This window comes from Glutamicibacter ardleyensis (assembly GCF_014644555.1).
GTDB lineage: Bacteria > Actinomycetota > Actinomycetes > Actinomycetales > Micrococcaceae > Glutamicibacter > Glutamicibacter bergerei.
Genome location: NZ_BMKX01000001.1, coordinates 731,718 through 750,542, shown reverse-complemented (window position 1 = coordinate 750,542; position 18,825 = coordinate 731,718). Strand labels below are relative to the sequence as shown.

The following is an 18,825-nucleotide window of genomic DNA, read 5'->3' as shown; positions in this document are numbered from 1 at the left end:
GTCTGCGACCTTTCGTTGTTCCAGTACCTTCCTCTATTGTTATGCGCTGCATCACATTCGTAAAACTGTTTTTATCTACAAACTACTTCGGTTTTTCTTATGAATGGGGCGGTATGCTTCAAAGCGACGCTAATTTGCGCACAGTCGAAGAATCAGCGGCGCCCATGGTGCACTAAGGGCGGAAGCCACACCCGAAGGAGGGGCATGTCAGAGCACGAACGAAGCCGACTATCGCGCTGGGTCTTGCCTAAGGGCCAGGAACCAGACCCGCGGTTTACTCTGGCTAATGAGCGCACCTTCCTTGCCTGGATTCGTACCTCACTGGCATTTCTTGCAGGCGGCACTGCCTTAGAAGCCTTTGCTGCAGAAGCGTTTCCCTCGCCGGTGCGTACCTGGCTTGCGGTTCTCATTATTGGTGTGGGAATGCTTATTGCTGCCGGCGCGGCGGTGCGCTGGGTTCGCGTGGAACGCAGCATGCGTACGGGTAAGCCGCTGCCGATTCCGGCGATTGTGCCACTGCTGGGATTTGGTGCAGTTCTCGCTTCGCTAGCCGCGGTGGCGATGATTATTAGTTCTCGAATCTCATGAACGAACCGATCGAGATCACCGATCCGGGGTTGCAGCCGGAGCGAACGGTGTTTGCCTGGACCCGGACACTGGTCTCATTTCTTGTAGTGAGTGCCGTGTTTTTACGCTGGATTCCGCACTATGGCTACGGGATTATCCTGATGATCAGCATCTCGGGTGTCATGGCATTTGGGATCTTTGCCTCGCAGCGTGCCCGGTACCGGCGCATGGCTCTAGGAATTAAGAACGAATGTATTAGCGCGGACGTCGTGGCGATACTGATGACCACCTTGGCCCTGTTTCTTTTGGGTGCATGCGGGCTGTTTTTAGTGCTTAGCCGACACTGACTACTGTCTTAACAGTTGAATGTTCTGCCTCGCGGGAAGTGTTAGCGATTTCACTGGCCGCAGAGAGTACGGGGAGTAATCTCGAGTTTTAGACTTAGTTGAAATAACCCAACTAATTCCGAGGGGACTCCTAGCGGATGAATCCAGTTTCTCAGCCCAAAAGCCCGTTTAACTTCATCCAGGTCTTGATTGCCGCAGTGGGCACCGCTTACCTGAACGTGATTGCCTTTTTCATCGGCAGCTCCGCCGGGGCCGACATGATGATTGACGAGATCACCGGCGAACATGTGGGCTTTCAGCAGGTACTGGCCTTCACCATGATTCCCGTCATTTTCTTTGGACTCATCGTATTCCTACTTGGCCGTGGCAGGCCAGGAATTTGCAAGGTGGCACAGTGGATCGGTGTAGCTATCGCTGTTCTTTCGATCGTGCTCCCCGTCTTGGTCGCCGGGAACATCGCCGCAGTGATCACGCTAAGCGCCATCCACTTGATCACCGCTGCCGGCTGGTTCTTTGCTGTGCACTACGGCAACAAGGCCCTGCACACCAAGTAATCATGTTGCTCAGTAAAAAGAGTCTAAGTTAAACGTCGTGGCCGTCTAAACAGGCGGCCACGACGTTTAACTAGCGCTTAGGCAGTCTGCGCGTTAGTCGCCTTTTCTTCGCCGGAACAAATCGAAGACCACGCGCAAGATAAATACCGAGGCCACCGCCACCAGAGTGTATCCAAAGAGCTGGAACAAGCTCATCGATGAGGTCACCATCGGGCCGCCGCCGTTGACCAACAGGATTGTGGCCATAATGCCGGTCACCCCGGCAAGGAACGTGAGGATTCCTTCGTGGACCAGGGAGACGAGTAACTTACGGTCCTGCGGATGCGCCAAAAGTCGCATATTGATACTGAGCCGGCCAGACTCCAAATCTCCGGTGAGTGTGTCGATTCTTCGTGGCAGTCGGCGCAGCATTGGCAACAAGGTGAGTACCTCATTGTTCAACGCCTCGGTGATTGATGAGGGGCGCAGGCTCGAACGTAGCCGAGTTTCTCCGTATTCTTTCGCCTCGGTGAGTAAGTCGAAGCCAGGAGCCAACAATCGTAGGGTGCCCTCTAGCACCGCGACTGCGCGGAAAGCCAAGGTGAGTTCCGCAGGTACTGCCAGCCGATGCTTCGCCAATAAGCCGACCAACAATGTGAAAACTTCGGCCTTCAACTCGGCTCCGGGACCCATATGTCGAGACATGAAATGGCTCAGCTCGCGCCGTAGCAACAACTCATCAAAATCTTCCGGGATCGGAACCATGCTGAGTAAGGCATCTGCGATGGTGCGAGAATCACCGCGATAAAAAGCCAAAAGCACTTCGGAGATCAGTTCGCGTAGTTCGGCATCAAGACGCCCTACGGATCCAAAATCTAGGAGCGTAGCGCTGCCGTCTGGTCGCAGCACGATGTTTCCTGGATGTAGGTCTGCATGGAACACCCCATCATCCATGATCTGGTGCATGAGGGACCTGAATAATGCGCTGGCTTGCGCCTTACGTACGGTATCTGAGTAGCGTTCCACGGTTCCTGGCTCGCTGAGTGTATGTCCGGCAACCATTTCCATGACCAGCACCCTTTTGGTGCTCAATCGCGGGTAATGCTCTGGAATACCAACTCGTTCGGTCTCCGGGTATTGCAGGGAAGTGGTGCGCAATGCCTGGATATTCATTGCTTCGAGCTCATAATCCAACTCGTCACGCAGTGACTGGGAAAACCCCTCGGCGACCTTGTAAAGGCCCAAAGACCTGCCCCACTCGGTAGAGTGCTCCAGTGTCTGCGCCATCCGTAACGCGATGTCTAAATCACGTTCGACTAGGGGCTGAACTCCGGGGCGCTGAACCTTAACAGCAACTACCTCGCCACCATGTAGACGTGCGGTGTGTACCTGGCCAATTGACGCGGCGGCCAGAGGCTCGGGATCAACGTGCGCGAAGGCTTCTTCAAGTTCCATCCCTAGCTCTGCGGTAATGACCTCGCGGATGTTTTCCCACGGTTCGGGAGCCACGTTTTGTTGTAGCTTGGAGAGCTCGTCTATGTATTCGGTTGGAAATAACTCTGGGCGCGTCGATAGTACCTGGCCGAATTTTACGAAGGTCACCCCAGATTCTTGGAGAGCCATTCGCAAGGACCGGCCAGCGGTGGTTCGATCTTCTGCAGCCTGCGCAGTATTTGCAAGGTTTGGTCGGCGTGCGGGTAGGAGCCCATGTGACAACGCTATTCGGGTCACTTCGCTATAGCGTCGGGTGCGGGCTAGGCGATTTCTCGTTGAAGTAACCCATTTATCTGGACGCACAATCGTTCCGGTGGGAATTACCAGCTCGGCGAGCATCAGGAAAAGCGAAGCAACGAGCAAGACGATCCCAATTTGGACAGGGATCAGCTGCCACGAAGCGTCCGGATCCTGCCAGATGAAGCGGGATTCGAAAACGACTTCAGCTCCGAGGCCAAGGACTCCTGCAACGATGATGCGGCCCAGCCCCACCGTGACCCCGAGCAGCCTGCGGACGAACATCGCGAGCACCACTATGAAGATCACGGCGACGAGTGAGGCAAGCAGTATCCGACCTGCAATCTCGGCAAATTCCATGCGGACTAAACTCCTGAGACTTCTTTGCTAACTACTCTTCTTGTCCAAACTCTAATTGATCCGGAGCGCCAGTTCGCAGTGAAAGTGGACCTGTACGGGGCACAGACTGTTTTTCTTCCGATATCCACCAACTCAGATGACGCCTAGCTGGGACTGATCAGGCATTCCGATATATGAAAGTTCGAGAATCAAAATAGTGGTCGTCAAGGTAGGGTTTTTTGGGGGTACTGCAGTAAACAAGGAGAGAACTTGTACACAAGGGTATTTTTCGCGTTGATGTTATCCAACGCTAGCCTGCGCATCGCAACGATGATGCTGGTGACCCTTGTACCTCTTTATGCCTTCGATTTAGGGCTTTCTCCGGTTCAAGTGGGGTTGACCTCCACACTCTATTTTGCGACTGCAGCATTGACCAGACCCCTTTCTGGCTGGCTGGTCGACTCGCGCGGCCGCTGGGTCATAATGTTGCTGGGCGTGGCGCTATTTACCGCAGCCACTGGGCTCTACCTGCTTTCGTTGCCGGTTTGGCTTTTCCTTGCTTTACGCGCGGTGCAGGGCGCGGGGTTCAGCCTGAACGGTACTGCGGTCTCAACCTTGGCCACCGACATCATTCCGGAAAAGAAGCTTGCTGAGGGACTAGGCATTCTCAGCCTTGAACAGACGGTGGTGACAATCTTCGCGCCGTGGCTGGCGCTAACACTGCGAATCCACGCCGGGTATGAGGTCGCCTTTGCGGTGGCGTTGGGTTGCTGCGTTCTCAATTTCCTTGTGCGCATGGCTTTGGCGAAGGAAGCAAAGGCGATTGACGCGCGGCGTCGCGCGAAAGCCGCAACGATTTCTGGCCGAAACCGGTCCGGTTTTCATCTGAAAAATCTGGTGGAAAAAGACTCCTGGCGTCCGGCCACCGTGATGCTGTGCTTTATGTTTGGGACGACTAGCGTGAATACATTCTTGGCGGCCTATGCCTTGAGCCAAGGGATGGAGAGTATTGGTCTATTCTTCGTGATGAGCGGTCTAATGCTGGCGGTCTCTCGGCTTCTGATCGGAACCATGCGTAAGGTGCTTTCGCTAACTGGCATAGTGGTGGGCGGAGTAGTGCTGAATGTCGGCGCGATGCTCTGCATCTATTTTGCGGACAGCCTTGGGTTGCTGCTGGTGGCAGGTGCCTTGTTTGGATTCAGTACCGGTGTGGTGAGCCCGTCAATGAATTCAATTTCGGTGCTGAGCGCTCGTCCCGAGGCGCGGGGTCGGGCAAGTGCAACATACTTTTTCGCACTCGATGTCAGTACCGCGCTCGGTGCGTGGATCTTGGGAACTATCGCGGCGCTGTGGACCTTGCGTGAAGCGTTCCTCACGTCAGCGGCGGTCGTGGCGTTGTCGCTATTGCTGATCATGTGGTTGTACCGCACGGGCCGGATGCCTCGCAAAAATTCTGTCTGAGCGCTTCGTAGAGGCATCCGGTCTGTCCGCTACCGAGGTGTTTGCACCGTAGCCTGCGCCTGCCGCAATAATGGCTCGTCCACCATCTGGCCCTCGAATGAGAAAACACCAAGGTTTTTCTCCGCCGCAGCGAGAATCCGTTTGGCCCGCTCGATTTCCTTTTCGGTAGGCAGGAAGGCTTCCCGGATGACTGGCATTTGAGTGGGGTGAATTGATGCCTTGGCGCTGAAACCTGAGGCCTTCGCGTCACGGGATTCTTCCAGTAATCCTGCGGTGTCAGGGATATCAAGGTACACCGAGTCGATGGCTGCCTTACCGGCCGCGACCGAATGCAACAGCGTCTGGGATCTGGCGAAGCTTGCCACCTCACGGTATTTTCCTTGGGAAGTTCGCGAAGAGGTTCCGCCCAGAGATGCGATCAGATCTTCGGCACCCCACATCAGCGCGATAACGTTTGCTGCCGCAGCAATCTCGGCAATGTTGGTGATCCCTTTGGCTGTTTCGCAAAGGGCCACCACCTGATAACCGGAAAGCTGTGCCGGATCCGCGGCAGACTCACATTTAGGGAGCATCACTGTGCGGTATCTTGTTTGCTGCAAGGCCACCATGTCTGCAACAAAAAACTCGGAGTCAACCGGATTAACCCGTACGATGGTGCGCTGCGGATCCAACGTGCTGGATAACAACGCGGTTCGTGCCATTTCCTTGTTCTCGGCAGCCACCGCATCTTCTAAGTCGATAATGACAGCATCGGATCTATCGGCAGCTTTTTCATAGCGTTCGGGGCGGTCTGCTGGACAAAAGAGGATCGCAGGGCCAAAGGGGAAATTAGCCATGAGTGCCACCTTCAGTAGTTTCTAGCGAGGCTAGGTGCGCAGCTTTGCTCCACATGAGACAGGTTCGGGTGGCGGTAGCCACGACCACTCCATTCTGGTTGCGTCCGGTATGTTTCATCGAGACGATGCCCTGTCCAGGTCGGGACTTCGACTCACGCAATTGTGTAATTTCGGTTTGCGTGTAGAGCGTATCGCCATGGAACATTGGGTGCGGAAAATTAACATCATTGATGCCCAACTGGCCGATGATAGTGCCTTCGGTAAGCTGCGGCACTGACTGTCCAATCATGGTGCTCAAGGTCAGTAAAGAATTGACCAGTGGCTTTCCGAACGGTTGGGTAGCATTCCAAGCCGCATCCAAATGCAATCCCTGATTGTTCATGGTCATCGTGGTGAACTGAACGTTATCCGCTTCAGTGAGAGTGCGTCCGGGCTTATGAACATAGATGGCGTCTACCTTCAGTTCGTCCAGATAAAGTCCGCGCTGTTCAATGAGTTCTGGGCCTTGGTCACTCATGCGTTTTGCTCCTGATTTATTGTTGTTTCGTGTTCAACCTCTGCTGGTTCCACGGTAGCGACCACCTGCTTGGCTTTCACCAGATCTCCCACGGTCAATCCGGTCAGACGCACGGTGCCATCCGCCGGTGAAAGCAACTGATGTTCCATCTTCATTGCTTCGATACTCAGGAGCAACTGACCGGCGCTGACCTGCTCGCCGTCACTGACCTGAACCGAGATCACGGTACCGGGCATGGGGGATTCAATGTGAGGAGAGAAAGTTCCGGACTCTTTAGCCAGGGTGGCTAACTTCGCTTCGAGGATTTCCTGACGAGTAAGTCGACGGACCCAGCCGCTCCAGCCGTCTTCGTTGAGCCATAGTGTGCCGTCAGTGGCGAATGCATGGTGGGAGGAAAATCGTTCACCGTTGATTGAAAGCCCGTTGTCGCCCAATGGTTGAACAACATATTCTTCTCCGGATATATTTACGGTGCTCTGATCTCCGGTGCGCTGTACGGAAGGTTGTAGCTGTTCACCGTTCACCTCAAAGTGCAGTTGCGTGGCTAAACGAGAACCTAGACGCCATCCATCACCTTGGCCCCACGGGGAACCGGATGTTGGCCTGCGATTAACTTCGAGGTGAGCCGCCAGGGCGAGCTCGCGCGCGCTAGGCGTGCGGAAGGCGAACTCCTGCATTTTTCGCTCGATAAGATTTGTGTCTAAACGTCCCGCAGCCACATCAACGTCCGCCAGAAGTAGGCGAAGATATTCGACGTTAGTCAGCACGCCTAACACCACGGTTTGCGACAGAGCCCGGTCCAAGCGACCAAGCGCTACACTGCGGTCGTCACCCCAAGCAATGAGTTTGGCCAGCATTGGATCGTAATGAGCGCTGACTTCTAAGCCATCGCGCAGTGAACTGTCCACTCGCAAATGCTCACCGATTGGCTCGATGACCTTGAGTACCGTGCCTATTGAAGGGAGGAACCCTGCCGAAGGGTCTTCGGCGTAAAGACGTGCTTCAATAGCATGCCCCTGCAGAGATACTTGGTGCTGCTCGAAGTCCAATGGTTGGCCGGCAGCGATACGAACCTGCCAATCCACTAGATCTAACTTCTGACCATCCACGCGGACTACCTGCTCAGTAACCGGGTGCTCCACCTGAAGACGGGTGTTCATTTCCATGAAGAAAAATTCGTCAGGGTTCTCATCACTGACCAAGAATTCAACGGTTCCGGCCCCGACGTAATCTACCGAGGCGGCCGCGGCAACCGCGGCTGCTCCGATACGTTCGCGGATTTGCGCCCCATGTTCAAGATTTTCCAACAGCGGTGCTGGGGCTTCCTCGATGACCTTTTGGTGGCGTCGTTGCAAGGAGCATTCGCGTTCGCCCAGATGCACGGTATGACCGAACTGATCTGCTAGAACCTGCACCTCGATATGCCGTGGGTTGCGCACCAGGCGTTCTAAGAACAAGGTGTCATCACCAAAGGCACTACGCGCGGTACGCCGAGCACTAGCCAAGGCTTCGGGAAGCTGCTCTGGTGTTTCCACGGCGAACATCCCCTTACCGCCACCGCCTGCTGAGGGTTTGATGAGCAGCGGATAACCAACTTGTCCGGCCGCGGCCAACAGCTGCTCATCGCTGAGCCCAGGTTCGGCAATACCGGGCACCACAGGTACCTGATGAGCGACTACATGGTTTTTGGAACGAATCTTATCGCCCATGAGATTAATCGATTTCACCGACGGACCAATGAACTTTATCCCGGCATCTTCCAATGCGCGTGCAAAATCCACGTTCTCGGAGAGGAAACCGTAGCCCGGGTGGACCGCTTGAGCCCCGGTGTCCTTGCATGCTTTGAGTATCGCGTCGATGCTCAGGTAGCTCTGGTTGGCTGGACCGGGACCAATTCGTACCGCTTTGTCCGCTTCGCTAACGTGCAGTGCCCCGGCATCAGCGTCCGAGTACACGGCGACTGAGCGGATGCCTAGGGTTCGTAAGCTACGGATGATGCGCACGGCAATTTCGCCGCGGTTGGCGACGAGCACCGTGTCAAAAAGTTTAGTGTTCATGGTTGTCTCCTCGCATTACATCCGGAATAGACCGAAGGAAGTCTCCGGCAATGGCTGGCGGGCGCATACTTCAAGGGCAAGCCCCAGTACACGGCGGGTATCGGCTGGGTCGATGACGCCGTCGTCCCAAAGTCTTGCGGTGGAGTAATAGGGGTTTCCTTGGTTTTCATATTGTTCTCGGATGGGGGCTTTAAAGGATTCCTCTTCCTCCGTGCTCCAGGTGCCGCCCGAGGCTTCGATACCATCGCGTTTCACCGTAGAAAGCACCGAAGAAGCCTGGTTGCCACCCATCACGGAGATGCGAGCACCTGGCCACATCCATAAGAAGCGAGGGCTGTAAGCGCGTCCGCACATTGAATAGTTACCGGCACCGAAGGATCCACCGATGACCACTGTCAGCTTGGGGACTCGTGCGGTGGCTACTGCGGTGACCATCTTCGCACCGTGCTTGGCGATGCCGTCTGCTTCGTAGTCACGGCCCACCATAAAACCGGCGAGGTTCTGCAAGAAGAGTAGTGGGATGCCACGCTGGTCGCATAGCTCAATGAAGTGCGCGCCCTTCATTGCTGACTCGGAGAACAGCACGCCATTATTGGCGATGATTCCTACCTGATGACCATGGACATGTGCGAAACCGGTCACCAACGTAGTTCCGTAGTCTGCCTTGAATTCGTGGAATTCACTGCCGTCAACTAGCCGTGTGATGACCTCGCGGACATCATAGGGCGCATTGACGTCTACCGGCACAATGCCTGGAAGTTCACTGGCTGAGTAGAGCGGTTCTGCCACTTGTTCGGCGATGTCCCAGGCCGCGGTTGGGTTAGCAGGGAGAGTTGAGATGATGTCGCGGATGATCATCAACGCGTGTTCATCATTTTCTGCCAGATGATCCACCACGCCAGAGGTTTTGGCGTGCAGATCTCCGCCGCCGAGCTCCTCTGCCGTAACGATTTCACCAATGGCTGCTTTCACTAGCGGTGGGCCGCCTAAGAAGATTGTTCCCTGGTTGCGAACGATAACCGTTTCATCGCTCATCGCCGGAACGTAGGCGCCGCCGGCGGTGCAAGAGCCTAAGACCGCGGCGAGCTGAGGGATCTTTTTGGCTGACAGGTTCGCTTGGTTGAAGAAGATTCGCCCGAAGTGGTCGCGGTCGGGGAAGACCTCATCTTGCATTGGCAAGAACGCTCCGCCTGAGTCGACGAGGTAAACGCAGGGCAGAGAATTTTCTAGGGCAATTTCTTGCGCGCGTAAATGCTTTTTGACCGTCATTGGGAAGTAGGTTCCGCCCTTGACTGTCGCATCATTGGCAATGACCAGTACGTGGCGTCCGTGAACCATGCCAATTCCGGCGATTACCCCAGCGCCGGGGCTGGCCCCGTCATACATGCCCTCCGCAGCCAGCGGTGCGATTTCCAGGAAAGGCGAGCCCTCATCGAGCAGCTGATTCACTCGGTCGCGTGGCAGAAGCTTTCCGCGGTCCAGATGTCGTTGGCGCGATTTTTCGGATCCGCCACGCGCCGCGGTCTCTAGCCGCTGATGGAGTTCTTCAGTCAGTGCGGCGTGTTGCTTCGCGTTTTGCTGGTACTTTTCCGAGGAAGTATCGAGCTGTGAGGGCAGGGTCTTCACTGGTGCTCCTTAGTTGACGGTCTGCGTGGCAGGTTGCGCGGTGGGCTCGCTCGGCAGCTGTTGTGCGCTCGGTAGCGGGGTGTTCGGTAGTTTGGCCGTTTCGGGGACGGCCAGAATCCTATAGGCCATGGCAACAAAATTTTGCTGCACTTGATCCAGGGAAAGCCGGCCGTGGGGGCGGTACCAATGGGCTACGCCGGTACCCATTTCCATGACCGCGAGTCTGGCCATGGTGAGATCTGCGGTGCTAAATTCGCCGGTCTTGTCGCCCTCGTTCAGAACCTTGGTAAAAAGTGCTTCATACTCATCGCGTAGTCGTTGCATTTCTTCACGGGCCACCGGGGTTAGAGCACGCATTTCGTATTCGGCTACCCGCGCGGTCTGTGGGTTGGTCGCAGTGAAAGCGACGTGGAAGGCGATGAGTTGGGCGAGTTGGAGGGTGGGGGTTTGGGCGGCACTCAGCGCCTCGCGTCCGCCGGTGATCATGGCTTTGAGGCACTCGCTGATGATGCGGACCAAGAGGTCGTGCTTGCTACCAACGTAGTGGTAGAGAGTTGCCGAATTGATGCCAGCTGCGGTTCCAAGTTCACGGATACCGGTGGCTGCGAAGCCTTGTTGGGCAAAGCGCGCGACTGCCGCGCGTTGTACCTGATCAATATCCATCGGGCAGTGCCACTTCCTCAAAACTTACGTCTATCAATCGATTGATTGACTTCCAGTACAGTCGTAAATGTGACCTGTGTCAATGTCTTAAGTTGAATTAGGTAGGTCCGGGTTAGATCTTCGATAGACTCCCACGGGAGAGTCAATTAGGAGTCTTTCCATAAAATTCTGCGGAACTGAGGTGTTTGGTGAGCGTTGAGCGGGTATCGCCTATTAATCGCCGAGCACGCGCGGCGGTGGCCGCACTCTTTCTCACCAACGGGGCACTTTTCGCCAATATGGCGCCGCGACTTCCCGAGCTGAAAAGTGAATTTGCGTTGGGGGAGGCCAGCTATGGCTTCTTAGTCACCGCATGGCCCATTGGTGCGCTGATTGCCGGGCTAGCCGCAGGCAGGCTTATTCGACGTTTTGGATCTGCACTTGTAGCCGTTGTGGGCACTATGCTCACCGGGCTGGCCTTGCTTGGAGCAGGAAATGCGCCGAGTTTGGCCCTGCTGGCGGGGGCCTTCTTACTTGGTGGGGCCATGGATGCCATTACCGACGTGGCGCAGAATTCGCACGGGCTTTTGGTGCAGCGGCGTTATAGACGTTCCATTCTCAACTCTTTTCACGCCTTCTGGTCGGTGGGTGCGGTCCTTGGCGGGTTAATGGCAGCAGGAGCCATGGCGCTAAAAATCTCGTTGAGTGTGCACTTTGGAATATCATTTCTCGTCTTCGCTACGGTCGCGCTTATTGCGCTCAAATTCTGTCTCACGGATAGGACAGAGAAAACAGGGGCCGAAGAAGTACTAGCTAAGCAAGAGCTGACTGGCGCTCCTGAATCCGTGGCCAAACGTCGAAACCATACCGCCTGGGTAATGGCCGCTCTGGTGCTGATCTCTACGGCCGGAGTGATGGTTGAAGATGCTGGGAACTCATGGGCTACGTTGTATCTTGCCGATTCTTTGGGAACCCCAGCAGCCTTTGCGGCACTCGGATACATTTCTTTGGTGGGCGCTCAATTTATAGGGCGAATCCTCGGCGATGGAATGGTTGACCGGCTCGGTCAGCGACTCGTTGCGCAAATTGGTGCGCTTTGTGTAGTGCTTGGCATGGGTCTGGCGCTTGCGTTCCCCTCGGTTCCCGGAAGTCTACTCGGGTTTGCTGCCGCTGGATTCGGTGTGGCCACCTTGGTGCCGGCGGCGATGGAGCATGCCGATAGACTGCCGGGATTATCGCCTGGAACTGGACTGAGTGTGGTTTCGTGGCTGATGCGACTCGGCTTTCTAGCGTCTCCTCCGCTGGTCGGCTTTATCGCTGAGAATTGGGGTCTGCGAGCTGGGCTGTTACTGATCCCGCTTGTCGGGGTGATCGTTTTGGTATGTTCACCAGTGCTGCGGGCGAAAGAGCCGCGCCAGCCGATGTAGTTCTAGAGAAGTGCTCCTGGCCCCGGCGAAGGCCCGGTCTAGCCGTCGTTCTCCAAGCAGAGCGCACCGCGCTCAATTACATTGCCGCGCAAATTTACGGCTTAGAAGAACAAGTGAAGGCAGGATCCCGCTGACGGGATCCTGCCTTCACTTGGATGAAAAGTGGTTACATGTTTACATGAAACCGGTTGGCACCAGCAAGGCCCAAGCCAGTGCGGGCGCGACCAGCACCACGGCGCCAGCGTACATCATCAGCTGTCGGTAGACACGCTGGCGATGAATTTCCTTCACGTTTGCAACGACCAGAGCGCCGGCGGTGGAGAAGGGCGAAACATCCACGACGGTTGCTGCGATGGCGATGGCAGCGACCGTGCCGGTGGCACTGAGCGAACTGACCGATAGCAACGGTCCGGCGAGTGGGATGAAAGCGGCCAACAGGGCGGTGGAGGAGGCGAAAGCCGAACCAACGCCAATGACGTAGCACAGCACCAGGGCGATCAGTATCGGTGCGCCCAAGGCCAAAGCCTTGTGGGCCAGGGTGTCGATGACGCCAACGTGCGTGAGTAGCGAGACATAGGTGATCATGCCGGCTACGAGCAGGACGGTTGACCAAGAGATCCCGGCGACGAATTTATGCTGATCCTTGATGTTCAGCAGTGCCAGCAGCAGTCCGGCGCTCAGGGCGACGAAGCCGATCGGCAATCCGAAGCCCAGTGCGCATACGAGCATCGCTCCAATCAACAACAACGTGTAGATTTGCTGGCCACGTGGGCGAGTGCTGCGGGTATCGTCAAGGTCGGAATTCGCCACGCCGTCACCTTCGCGTATCTTGCCGAGCAAGGCGAACACCGCAACGGTTAATACCGAGAGAATCAGGTTGATGACGAAGCTGGCGACAAAGAGCGCGATAGGAGAGATGGGGAACCCATTTTCCAGCGCAATATCGTGCACCAAAACCCCGGAAACAGACAGTGGCGAAAAGCCGCCGGCATGAGCGCCGTTGATGATGAAGGCGCCCATGAGCAGCGGGTTGATCCGCGACTCGTAGGCGAAGCCGATAGCGGCCGGGGCCAGCAACGCGACCGCTGCTGGCGAGAAGGTGCCCAGCGAGGTCAGCGCAGCGGCGACGAGGAAGAACACCCACGGCAGCAGCATTGTCTTGCCACGTACCAGCAGCACGCAGTTGCGCACGATGATGTCGATGGTCCCGTTGTGCTGGGCCATGCTGAAGAAGTAGGTGACGCCGATGATGGTCAAGACGATGCTTGCGGGGAAATCCGCGAGGATTTCCTTATCGCTCATGCCGAGCATGAAGTAACCGATGCCGAAGGCGGCCACCAGCCCCATGACACCGATATTCACCGGCCACTTGGTGGCGACGATGAACATTATTACGAGGACCACCAGCGGGATGATCTGCTCCGCGGTCATCGAAGTTGCGGGGTCGGCGCCGGTAGAAGGCGTGAAGATGCCGGGACCGAAGACGGCGGCCAGCAGACCGAGGAACGCGATCGTGACTATGGTGATCAACGTGGCGCGGCGGTTGCGCCGCGGCTTCACGGTACGAACGACAATCTCATCATTTTCGGTCGGGGGAGCAGGCTCAAAAGCTGTTTTAGTCATGGTTCGTCTCCTCAGTAACTGGCGCTTGCTAGTGAGCCCTCGGCGGCGCTGCCGAGGGTCTCGGGGAGGTGGATGATGGAGCTGGCGATGCTGCGGGCGGTGCGGTCCACGCCGACCAGCATCGAACCGTCGCGTTTTTCGCTCCAAGTTTCGATCACGCCTGCGGGGGTGCGCAGTCGCAGTGCGGCACGCGGAATCTCGCCCGTGATGCTGTGCAGCACCGTGCCCGGGGTCCGGGCGCCAAGGCTCAGCGCGATGCTGCCGGTGATCGCCAAGGCGGGGTGGGGTTTGCCCATGGAGAGCATCATGACGTTGATATCGCTTTCTAGGTCATCCGCCGGGGCGGCGGCGATTGCCACCTTGGGAATGGCGCGGGCGGCTTGAGCGGTGGTAGGGGCTAGGCCCATCCGCACGGCAGCCTCGCGGCGGATCTTTTCCAACGTGTCCAGTTGCCGTTCGACATCCCCGGTCCAGGTGCCATACCGCCCGGCATCCAAGCCGAGGTCTTCGGCGCGGAAAACCACGACGGGCGCTCCCGCGTCCACCATGGAGACGGTCCAATTTCTACCGTCCACGCTCAGCGAATCGGCGGCGTTGCCGGTGGGCAACAGGCTTCCGGTGGTCATTCCCGCTGGATCCTTAAAGCCGAGTCCGACCTTGTATCCGGCAGATGCGACACCAGGCATGTGAGCCTGCGGAACGATGGGCAATGCACCCTCGGGAGTGTCTACCAGCTGAACGATGATCTGCTTGGTGTTCGTGTTGCGGGTGATGATCTGGGTGACGTCTCCTTGAGGAGCCACCCACCCATTTTCGATTGCGTAGAGCCCCACGACCGCAGAGCAATTTCCGCAGTTGCTGCCCCAGTCCACGGTGGCCTCTTCGATGCCAACCTGGGCGAAGGTGAACTCCACATCAACATCCGGATCGGCGGATTGGTGGAGAATCACGGCTTTGCTGGTCGTCGAGGTTGCCCCGCCGACACCGTCAATCTGCCGCTGATCGGGACTGCCGAATAATCGCGGCAGCAGCTCGTCTAGGCTAATTCTAGTCAAGTCCAAGTGATCGGTTTCAAAGACCCAGCACTTGCTGGTGCCTCCGCGCATCCATTCGGCTTGTATGTTCATCTTCATTCCTAGATCTCGTTGTGCCGCGTGCATAATCCCGGTCACTTGGTCCGGATTTTTGATGATCCGGCTTCCAAAAAACAATAAGCTAGATCACAAATGAAGACCATGTACGCGTAGTAGAGGAGGTATGTAGATTTGCTTAATTTGCCTAGAATTCAGGTCTATGACGTTGCAATTGAGCACTTGGGTGAATGAGTTACAGACGAATGTCGAGTCTCACGACCAGAGGTTTTAGAGAATTAACCAAAAACACAATTCATTGAAGCTCTGCTTATGCCTACCTCTGGGTTTCGACGCAAAAAAATTTGTCACAGTGCGAGACATTGGGGTTGTCTCGCCGGCTTGCGCGTGTCGAAGTCCGTGGCCGAAGCCAAAGCGATTTTTTGATAGAGCATACAAATCAGGTCGATAGGAGACTCGTTTTGGGCAGCTGCAGGGCCAAGAAACGGAGCTCGCGGGCTCTGAGCACTAGGACGACTAAGTGTATGAGTGACGGTCGAATAGACCAACAAGATTTGCTGCTTGAGGGCTAGGTGCCTGTTGACAGGCCCCGTTTTCCGAGATGGCCACCGCCGGTTCTGCACACATCGAGTGTTCCTGCTGGCAGTGCATCCTAGGCGGTACGGGAATATTTAAGAGCCTGAACGCCTGCAATCAGGTTTTGGGTTGGAACGATGAGGCTGGTTCGGTTGGACCCGGAGACTGGGTGTCGGTTGGCCAGCATCGCAGAAAGCCTTGGTTGGCTTTGTTTCACGTTCGAATTGAGCAGGCCTCGAAAGTGCGGGGTCTGTATGAAGGTGAAAGAAGGAACCAGATCCGAGCGCGTAGCATTCGGGAGCCGGAATTATGCTCGGAGTATTGGCTGGCCGCGATGCTGGCATTGCCCCTTCGACTCGCGCATGGCCCGTGATAAATGAAACGTGTGCTCTCGAACCAGCTGCAGGGTTCGGCTGGATTCGAGATTATTTCCGGCCGGTGAGGGCGGACGGCTGCGTCAGAAGTAGAACACGTGAACGCCATGGCGGTGAATCACGATGCGGCGGTAGGAAGTGTGGTCCTCGCTCATCGTCAAAGGCATCGCATATTCACCGCACCGCAGTTCCAACGCGTGCCACCGCAGGCCCCTAGATCACTAGGCAGCCGGCGCCTGCTTAGTAGTACACCGCTAGGGGACCGTTCGGTCCGTCGATCACCTGCACCGGGGTCTCGAAAACTTCGCTGAGGATCTCGTCGTTCATGATCCGTTCCGGGGTGCCGAACTGGACGACCTTGCCGTGCTTCATCGCGCAAATGTAGTCGGAGTAGTGACCGGCGAAGTTAATGTCGTGCAACACGATCACGATGGTCCGGTTTAGCTCCTGTGCCGCACGCTTGAGGTGCTGCATCATCAGCACCGAGTGCTTCATGTCCAGGTTGTTCAACGGCTCATCGAGCAATACCGTCTCGGTATCCTGCGCCAGCACCATCGCCACATAGGCGCGCTGACGCTGACCGCCGGAAAGCTGGTCGAGGTAACGGCCTTCGAGCTCTGCCAGATCCAAGAAATCGATAGACCGCGAAATGATCTCTTCATCCGTCGTCGTCAAGCGTCCCTTGGAATGTGGGAAGCGGCCAAAGGCTACGAGCTGACGTACCGTGAGCCGGGTGACGAAGTGGTTTTCCTGGCGCAGGATCGAGACGATCTTTGCTAGGTCCTTCGACGCGGTCGAGGTGACGTCGTAGCCGGCGACTTCAATGGTGCCCGAATCGATCCCTAGTAGGCGGCCAACCATGGTGAGCATGGTGGACTTGCCTGCGCCATTGGGACCCACCAGTGCGGTGATGCCGCCGGTAGGGATTTCGAGGGTGACCGGCCCAATGGTCACCTCCGAGCTGTATTTTTTGTGCACTTCTGTGAGGGTAATCACAGCCGGCCCTTTCGTAGGATGAAGATCAAGAAGGTTATGCCGCCCACGGCTTCAATGATGATGCTCACCGCACCCTGGGCGTAGAAGATGTTTTTCATGACAAAGTACGCACCGGAGAGCACCACAAAACCGGTGAGGAAAGCGATGGGGAAGACAAAACGATGGTCGTAGGTATCTGCCAGCTGGTAGGCAAGGGTCGCTACCAAGAAGCCGAGGAAAGTCATCGGACCAACCAAGGCCGTCGATACGGCCATCAAGATGGACACAAAGAACAAGGTGCGCATCACCTCGGTGCGGTGATTGATACCAAGGTTCATGGTGGTATCGCGTCCCAAGGCCACGATATTCATCTTCCGAGAATTTGAAATCAGGAAGAACCCGGCAATGAGGATCAACGGGATAGCTACCGGCATGTAGCTCATATCGGCGTTGTTCATGGAACCAAACAGCTTCGCGGTGAGAATGTCGAACTCGCTGGGGCTCAGCATGCGCTGCATAAACGTAGATATTGAGCCGAGGCCTGCACCCAGAATGATGCCAACGAGCAACATGATCTGGATATTGCCCAGTTTTCCGGACAATAGCCAGCCATAGAGCAGGCAGGCGAGAACTACCATGATGGCCACCTGCAAGGTGAACTGCCAGATCCCCTGCAATGCCACTACACCGGCGGCACCCATGAAAAATACCGAGGCGGTTTGTACCGCGATATAGAGGGATTCAAAGCCCATAATCGAGGGGGTGATGATGCGGTTATTTGTCACCGTCTGGAAGGACACCGTCGCGACCGCCTGGCAGAACGCGACGATAGCCATGGTCAAAATGCTGCTGCCGCGCATCTGGGCGATCAGCCAGAATCCGTCCGAGCCAACTGGCATCGGGTTATCCCAAGCCAGCAACCCAAAGGAAAAGCTGAGCGCTAGGGCCAACATGAGGGAGAAGACTACCCAGTAGCGGGTGCGGGTCTTCTTGGTGGGTAATGCTCCCGACGCGCGATTAAACAGCGACTTACCGGGAAGCTTAGGTGTGGTGCGTGGGGGTGCCATGAGATTAGCCAAGTTTGCGCTGCCTTAGTAGCAGGGTAATAAAGACTACCGCGCCAAGTACGCCTAGGATCAACGAGACCGGAACCTCAAAAGGCATGATGATGGTTCGGCCAATCAGGTCACAGACGGTGGTGATAGCAATGCCCAACAGGCAGACCCACGGCAGGTTGCTACGCAGATCATCACCACGGAACATTGAGACGATGTTGGGCACGATTAATCCTAAGAACGGAAGGTTACCGATGACCACGGTGACCACGCCGGTAGCGATTGCGATCAAGCCGGTACCCAATAGCATCACCTGGCGGTAGTTCAACCCCACGTTGGTGGCAATCTCTTCACCTAGGCCCGCCACGGTGAAGCGGTCCGCCACGATGAAGATCGCGATGGCCACGATAGCCACGATCCACAGCACCTCGTACTGCCCGCGAATCACCGAGGTGAAGGAGCCTGCAAACCAGATACCCAAGGACTGCAGCATGTCGGTCTGCAGCGCAATAAATGAGGAGAAGGCGCCCACCACGGCGCCAAGCATAATTCCCACAATCGGCACGGTCAGCGAAGCCTTCAGTGAGACGCGCTGTAAGAAGAGGAAAAACACCATGGTGCCGATGAACGCGAAGATAATCGCCACGGTCATCTTCGCCAGCAGCGAGGCCTCCGGGTTGATGATCAGCACGGTCAACAAGCCCAGCCCGGCCCACTCTGTGGTTCCGGTAGTGGTGGGTTCTACGAAGCGGTTCTGCGTCAGCAGTTGCATGACCAATCCGCTCATTGCCATCGCAGCCCCGGCGAGGACCAACGCGATGGTGCGCGGAATGCGGGTAATGGCGAACATCGCTGTTCCGTCATCGGTGCCGAAGATGTCATAAACACCGGTGAACAGGGAAAAACCCAAGAGCACTAGGACACCGAGAATTCCAAGCAGTAGCTTGGGCTCTAGGAGCCTGCCTTTGGGTTTGACCGCGGGGGTCGTAGTCGTCATGATGCCGCCATATATGTGGTGTGTGGTGGATACGACTACGTGGCGCAGCCG

The 18,825-nt window shown here is 56.4% G+C and carries 16 protein-coding genes; 5 read left to right on the top strand and 11 right to left on the bottom strand.

Annotation, left to right across the window (positions count from 1 at the left end; all coding sequences use genetic code 11):
* The first annotated feature begins 204 nt into the window (after positions 1-204).
* The 3 genes from IEX04_RS03345 to IEX04_RS03335 all read left to right on the top strand — a co-directional run bounded on the left by IEX04_RS03345 (position 205) and on the right by IEX04_RS03335 (position 1,468).
* Positions 205-588 carry a YidH family protein gene (locus IEX04_RS03345; protein ID WP_188683688.1) on the top strand — a complete coding sequence of 128 codons (384 nt, stop codon included), beginning with the start codon at positions 205-207 and terminating at the stop codon, positions 586-588.
* Positions 585-914, top strand: a complete 330-nt coding sequence (locus tag IEX04_RS03340; protein ID WP_188683686.1) for a DUF202 domain-containing protein — start codon at positions 585-587, stop codon at positions 912-914. The genes IEX04_RS03345 and IEX04_RS03340 overlap by 4 nt, the downstream gene beginning before the upstream one ends.
* 137 nt (positions 915-1,051) lie before the next feature.
* Positions 1,052-1,468: a DUF6069 family protein gene (locus IEX04_RS03335; RefSeq protein ID WP_188683684.1), complete on the top strand. Its 417-nt coding sequence runs from the start codon at positions 1,052-1,054 to the stop codon at positions 1,466-1,468.
* 93 nt (positions 1,469-1,561) lie between these two features.
* Here IEX04_RS03335 and IEX04_RS03330 read toward each other — a convergent pair whose 3' ends face one another.
* On the bottom strand, positions 1,562-3,538 hold the full coding sequence (locus IEX04_RS03330; protein WP_188683682.1) for an ABC1 kinase family protein: 1,977 nt from the start codon (positions 3,536-3,538) through the stop codon (positions 1,562-1,564).
* A gap of 249 nt (positions 3,539-3,787) precedes the next feature.
* Between IEX04_RS03330 and IEX04_RS03325 the strand changes: the two genes are divergently transcribed.
* On the top strand, positions 3,788-4,978 hold the full coding sequence (locus IEX04_RS03325; protein ID WP_188683680.1) for an MFS transporter: 1,191 nt from the start codon (positions 3,788-3,790) through the stop codon (positions 4,976-4,978).
* 29 nt (positions 4,979-5,007) lie between these two features.
* Here IEX04_RS03325 and IEX04_RS03320 read toward each other — a convergent pair whose 3' ends face one another.
* Genes IEX04_RS03320 through IEX04_RS03300 form a run of 5 tightly spaced genes read right to left on the bottom strand, consistent with a single transcriptional unit; the run spans position 5,008 to position 10,677 of the window.
* On the bottom strand, positions 5,008-5,814 hold the full coding sequence (locus tag IEX04_RS03320) for an HpcH/HpaI aldolase/citrate lyase family protein (RefSeq protein WP_188683678.1): 807 nt from the start codon (positions 5,812-5,814) through the stop codon (positions 5,008-5,010).
* Positions 5,807-6,331 (bottom strand): MaoC family dehydratase, encoded by a 525-nt coding sequence (locus IEX04_RS03315; protein ID WP_188683676.1) that lies wholly within the window; start codon positions 6,329-6,331, stop codon positions 5,807-5,809. Before IEX04_RS03315 ends, IEX04_RS03320 begins: the two co-directional genes overlap by 8 nt.
* A complete protein-coding gene (locus IEX04_RS03310; protein ID WP_188683674.1) occupies positions 6,328-8,388 on the bottom strand; it encodes an acetyl/propionyl/methylcrotonyl-CoA carboxylase subunit alpha in 2,061 nt (686 codons plus the stop codon). Before IEX04_RS03310 ends, IEX04_RS03315 begins: the two co-directional genes overlap by 4 nt.
* A 15-nt stretch (positions 8,389-8,403) precedes the next feature.
* A complete protein-coding gene (locus IEX04_RS03305; RefSeq protein ID WP_188683672.1) occupies positions 8,404-10,014 on the bottom strand; it encodes a carboxyl transferase domain-containing protein in 1,611 nt (536 codons plus the stop codon).
* Between the two features lie 9 nt (positions 10,015-10,023).
* Positions 10,024-10,677: a TetR/AcrR family transcriptional regulator gene (locus IEX04_RS03300; protein ID WP_188683671.1), complete on the bottom strand. Its 654-nt coding sequence runs from the start codon at positions 10,675-10,677 to the stop codon at positions 10,024-10,026.
* Between the two features lie 188 nt (positions 10,678-10,865).
* Here IEX04_RS03300 and IEX04_RS03295 point away from each other — a divergent pair, with 188 nt between their 5' ends.
* Positions 10,866-12,083, top strand: a complete 1,218-nt coding sequence (locus IEX04_RS03295) for an MFS transporter (RefSeq protein WP_229676975.1) — start codon at positions 10,866-10,868, stop codon at positions 12,081-12,083.
* Between the two features lie 174 nt (positions 12,084-12,257).
* Here IEX04_RS03295 and IEX04_RS03290 read toward each other — a convergent pair whose 3' ends face one another.
* From IEX04_RS03290 to IEX04_RS03270, 5 genes are all read right to left on the bottom strand, one after another.
* A complete protein-coding gene (locus IEX04_RS03290; RefSeq protein ID WP_188683667.1) occupies positions 12,258-13,706 on the bottom strand; it encodes an SLC13 family permease in 1,449 nt (482 codons plus the stop codon).
* Positions 13,707-13,717: 11 nt separating this feature from the next.
* Entirely contained in the window at positions 13,718-14,833 is a 1,116-nt protein-coding gene (locus tag IEX04_RS03285) for a PrpF domain-containing protein (protein ID WP_188683665.1), read from the bottom strand.
* Positions 14,834-15,987: 1,154 nt separating this feature from the next.
* Positions 15,988-16,743 carry an iron ABC transporter ATP-binding protein gene (locus tag IEX04_RS03280; RefSeq protein WP_188683663.1) on the bottom strand — a complete coding sequence of 252 codons (756 nt, stop codon included), beginning with the start codon at positions 16,741-16,743 and terminating at the stop codon, positions 15,988-15,990.
* Entirely contained in the window at positions 16,740-17,789 is a 1,050-nt protein-coding gene (locus IEX04_RS03275) for an iron chelate uptake ABC transporter family permease subunit (protein WP_188683661.1), read from the bottom strand. The genes IEX04_RS03280 and IEX04_RS03275 overlap by 4 nt, the downstream gene beginning before the upstream one ends.
* A 4-nt stretch (positions 17,790-17,793) precedes the next feature.
* A complete protein-coding gene (locus IEX04_RS03270; protein WP_188683659.1) occupies positions 17,794-18,774 on the bottom strand; it encodes an ABC transporter permease in 981 nt (326 codons plus the stop codon).
* Positions 18,775-18,825 lie beyond the last annotated feature (51 nt).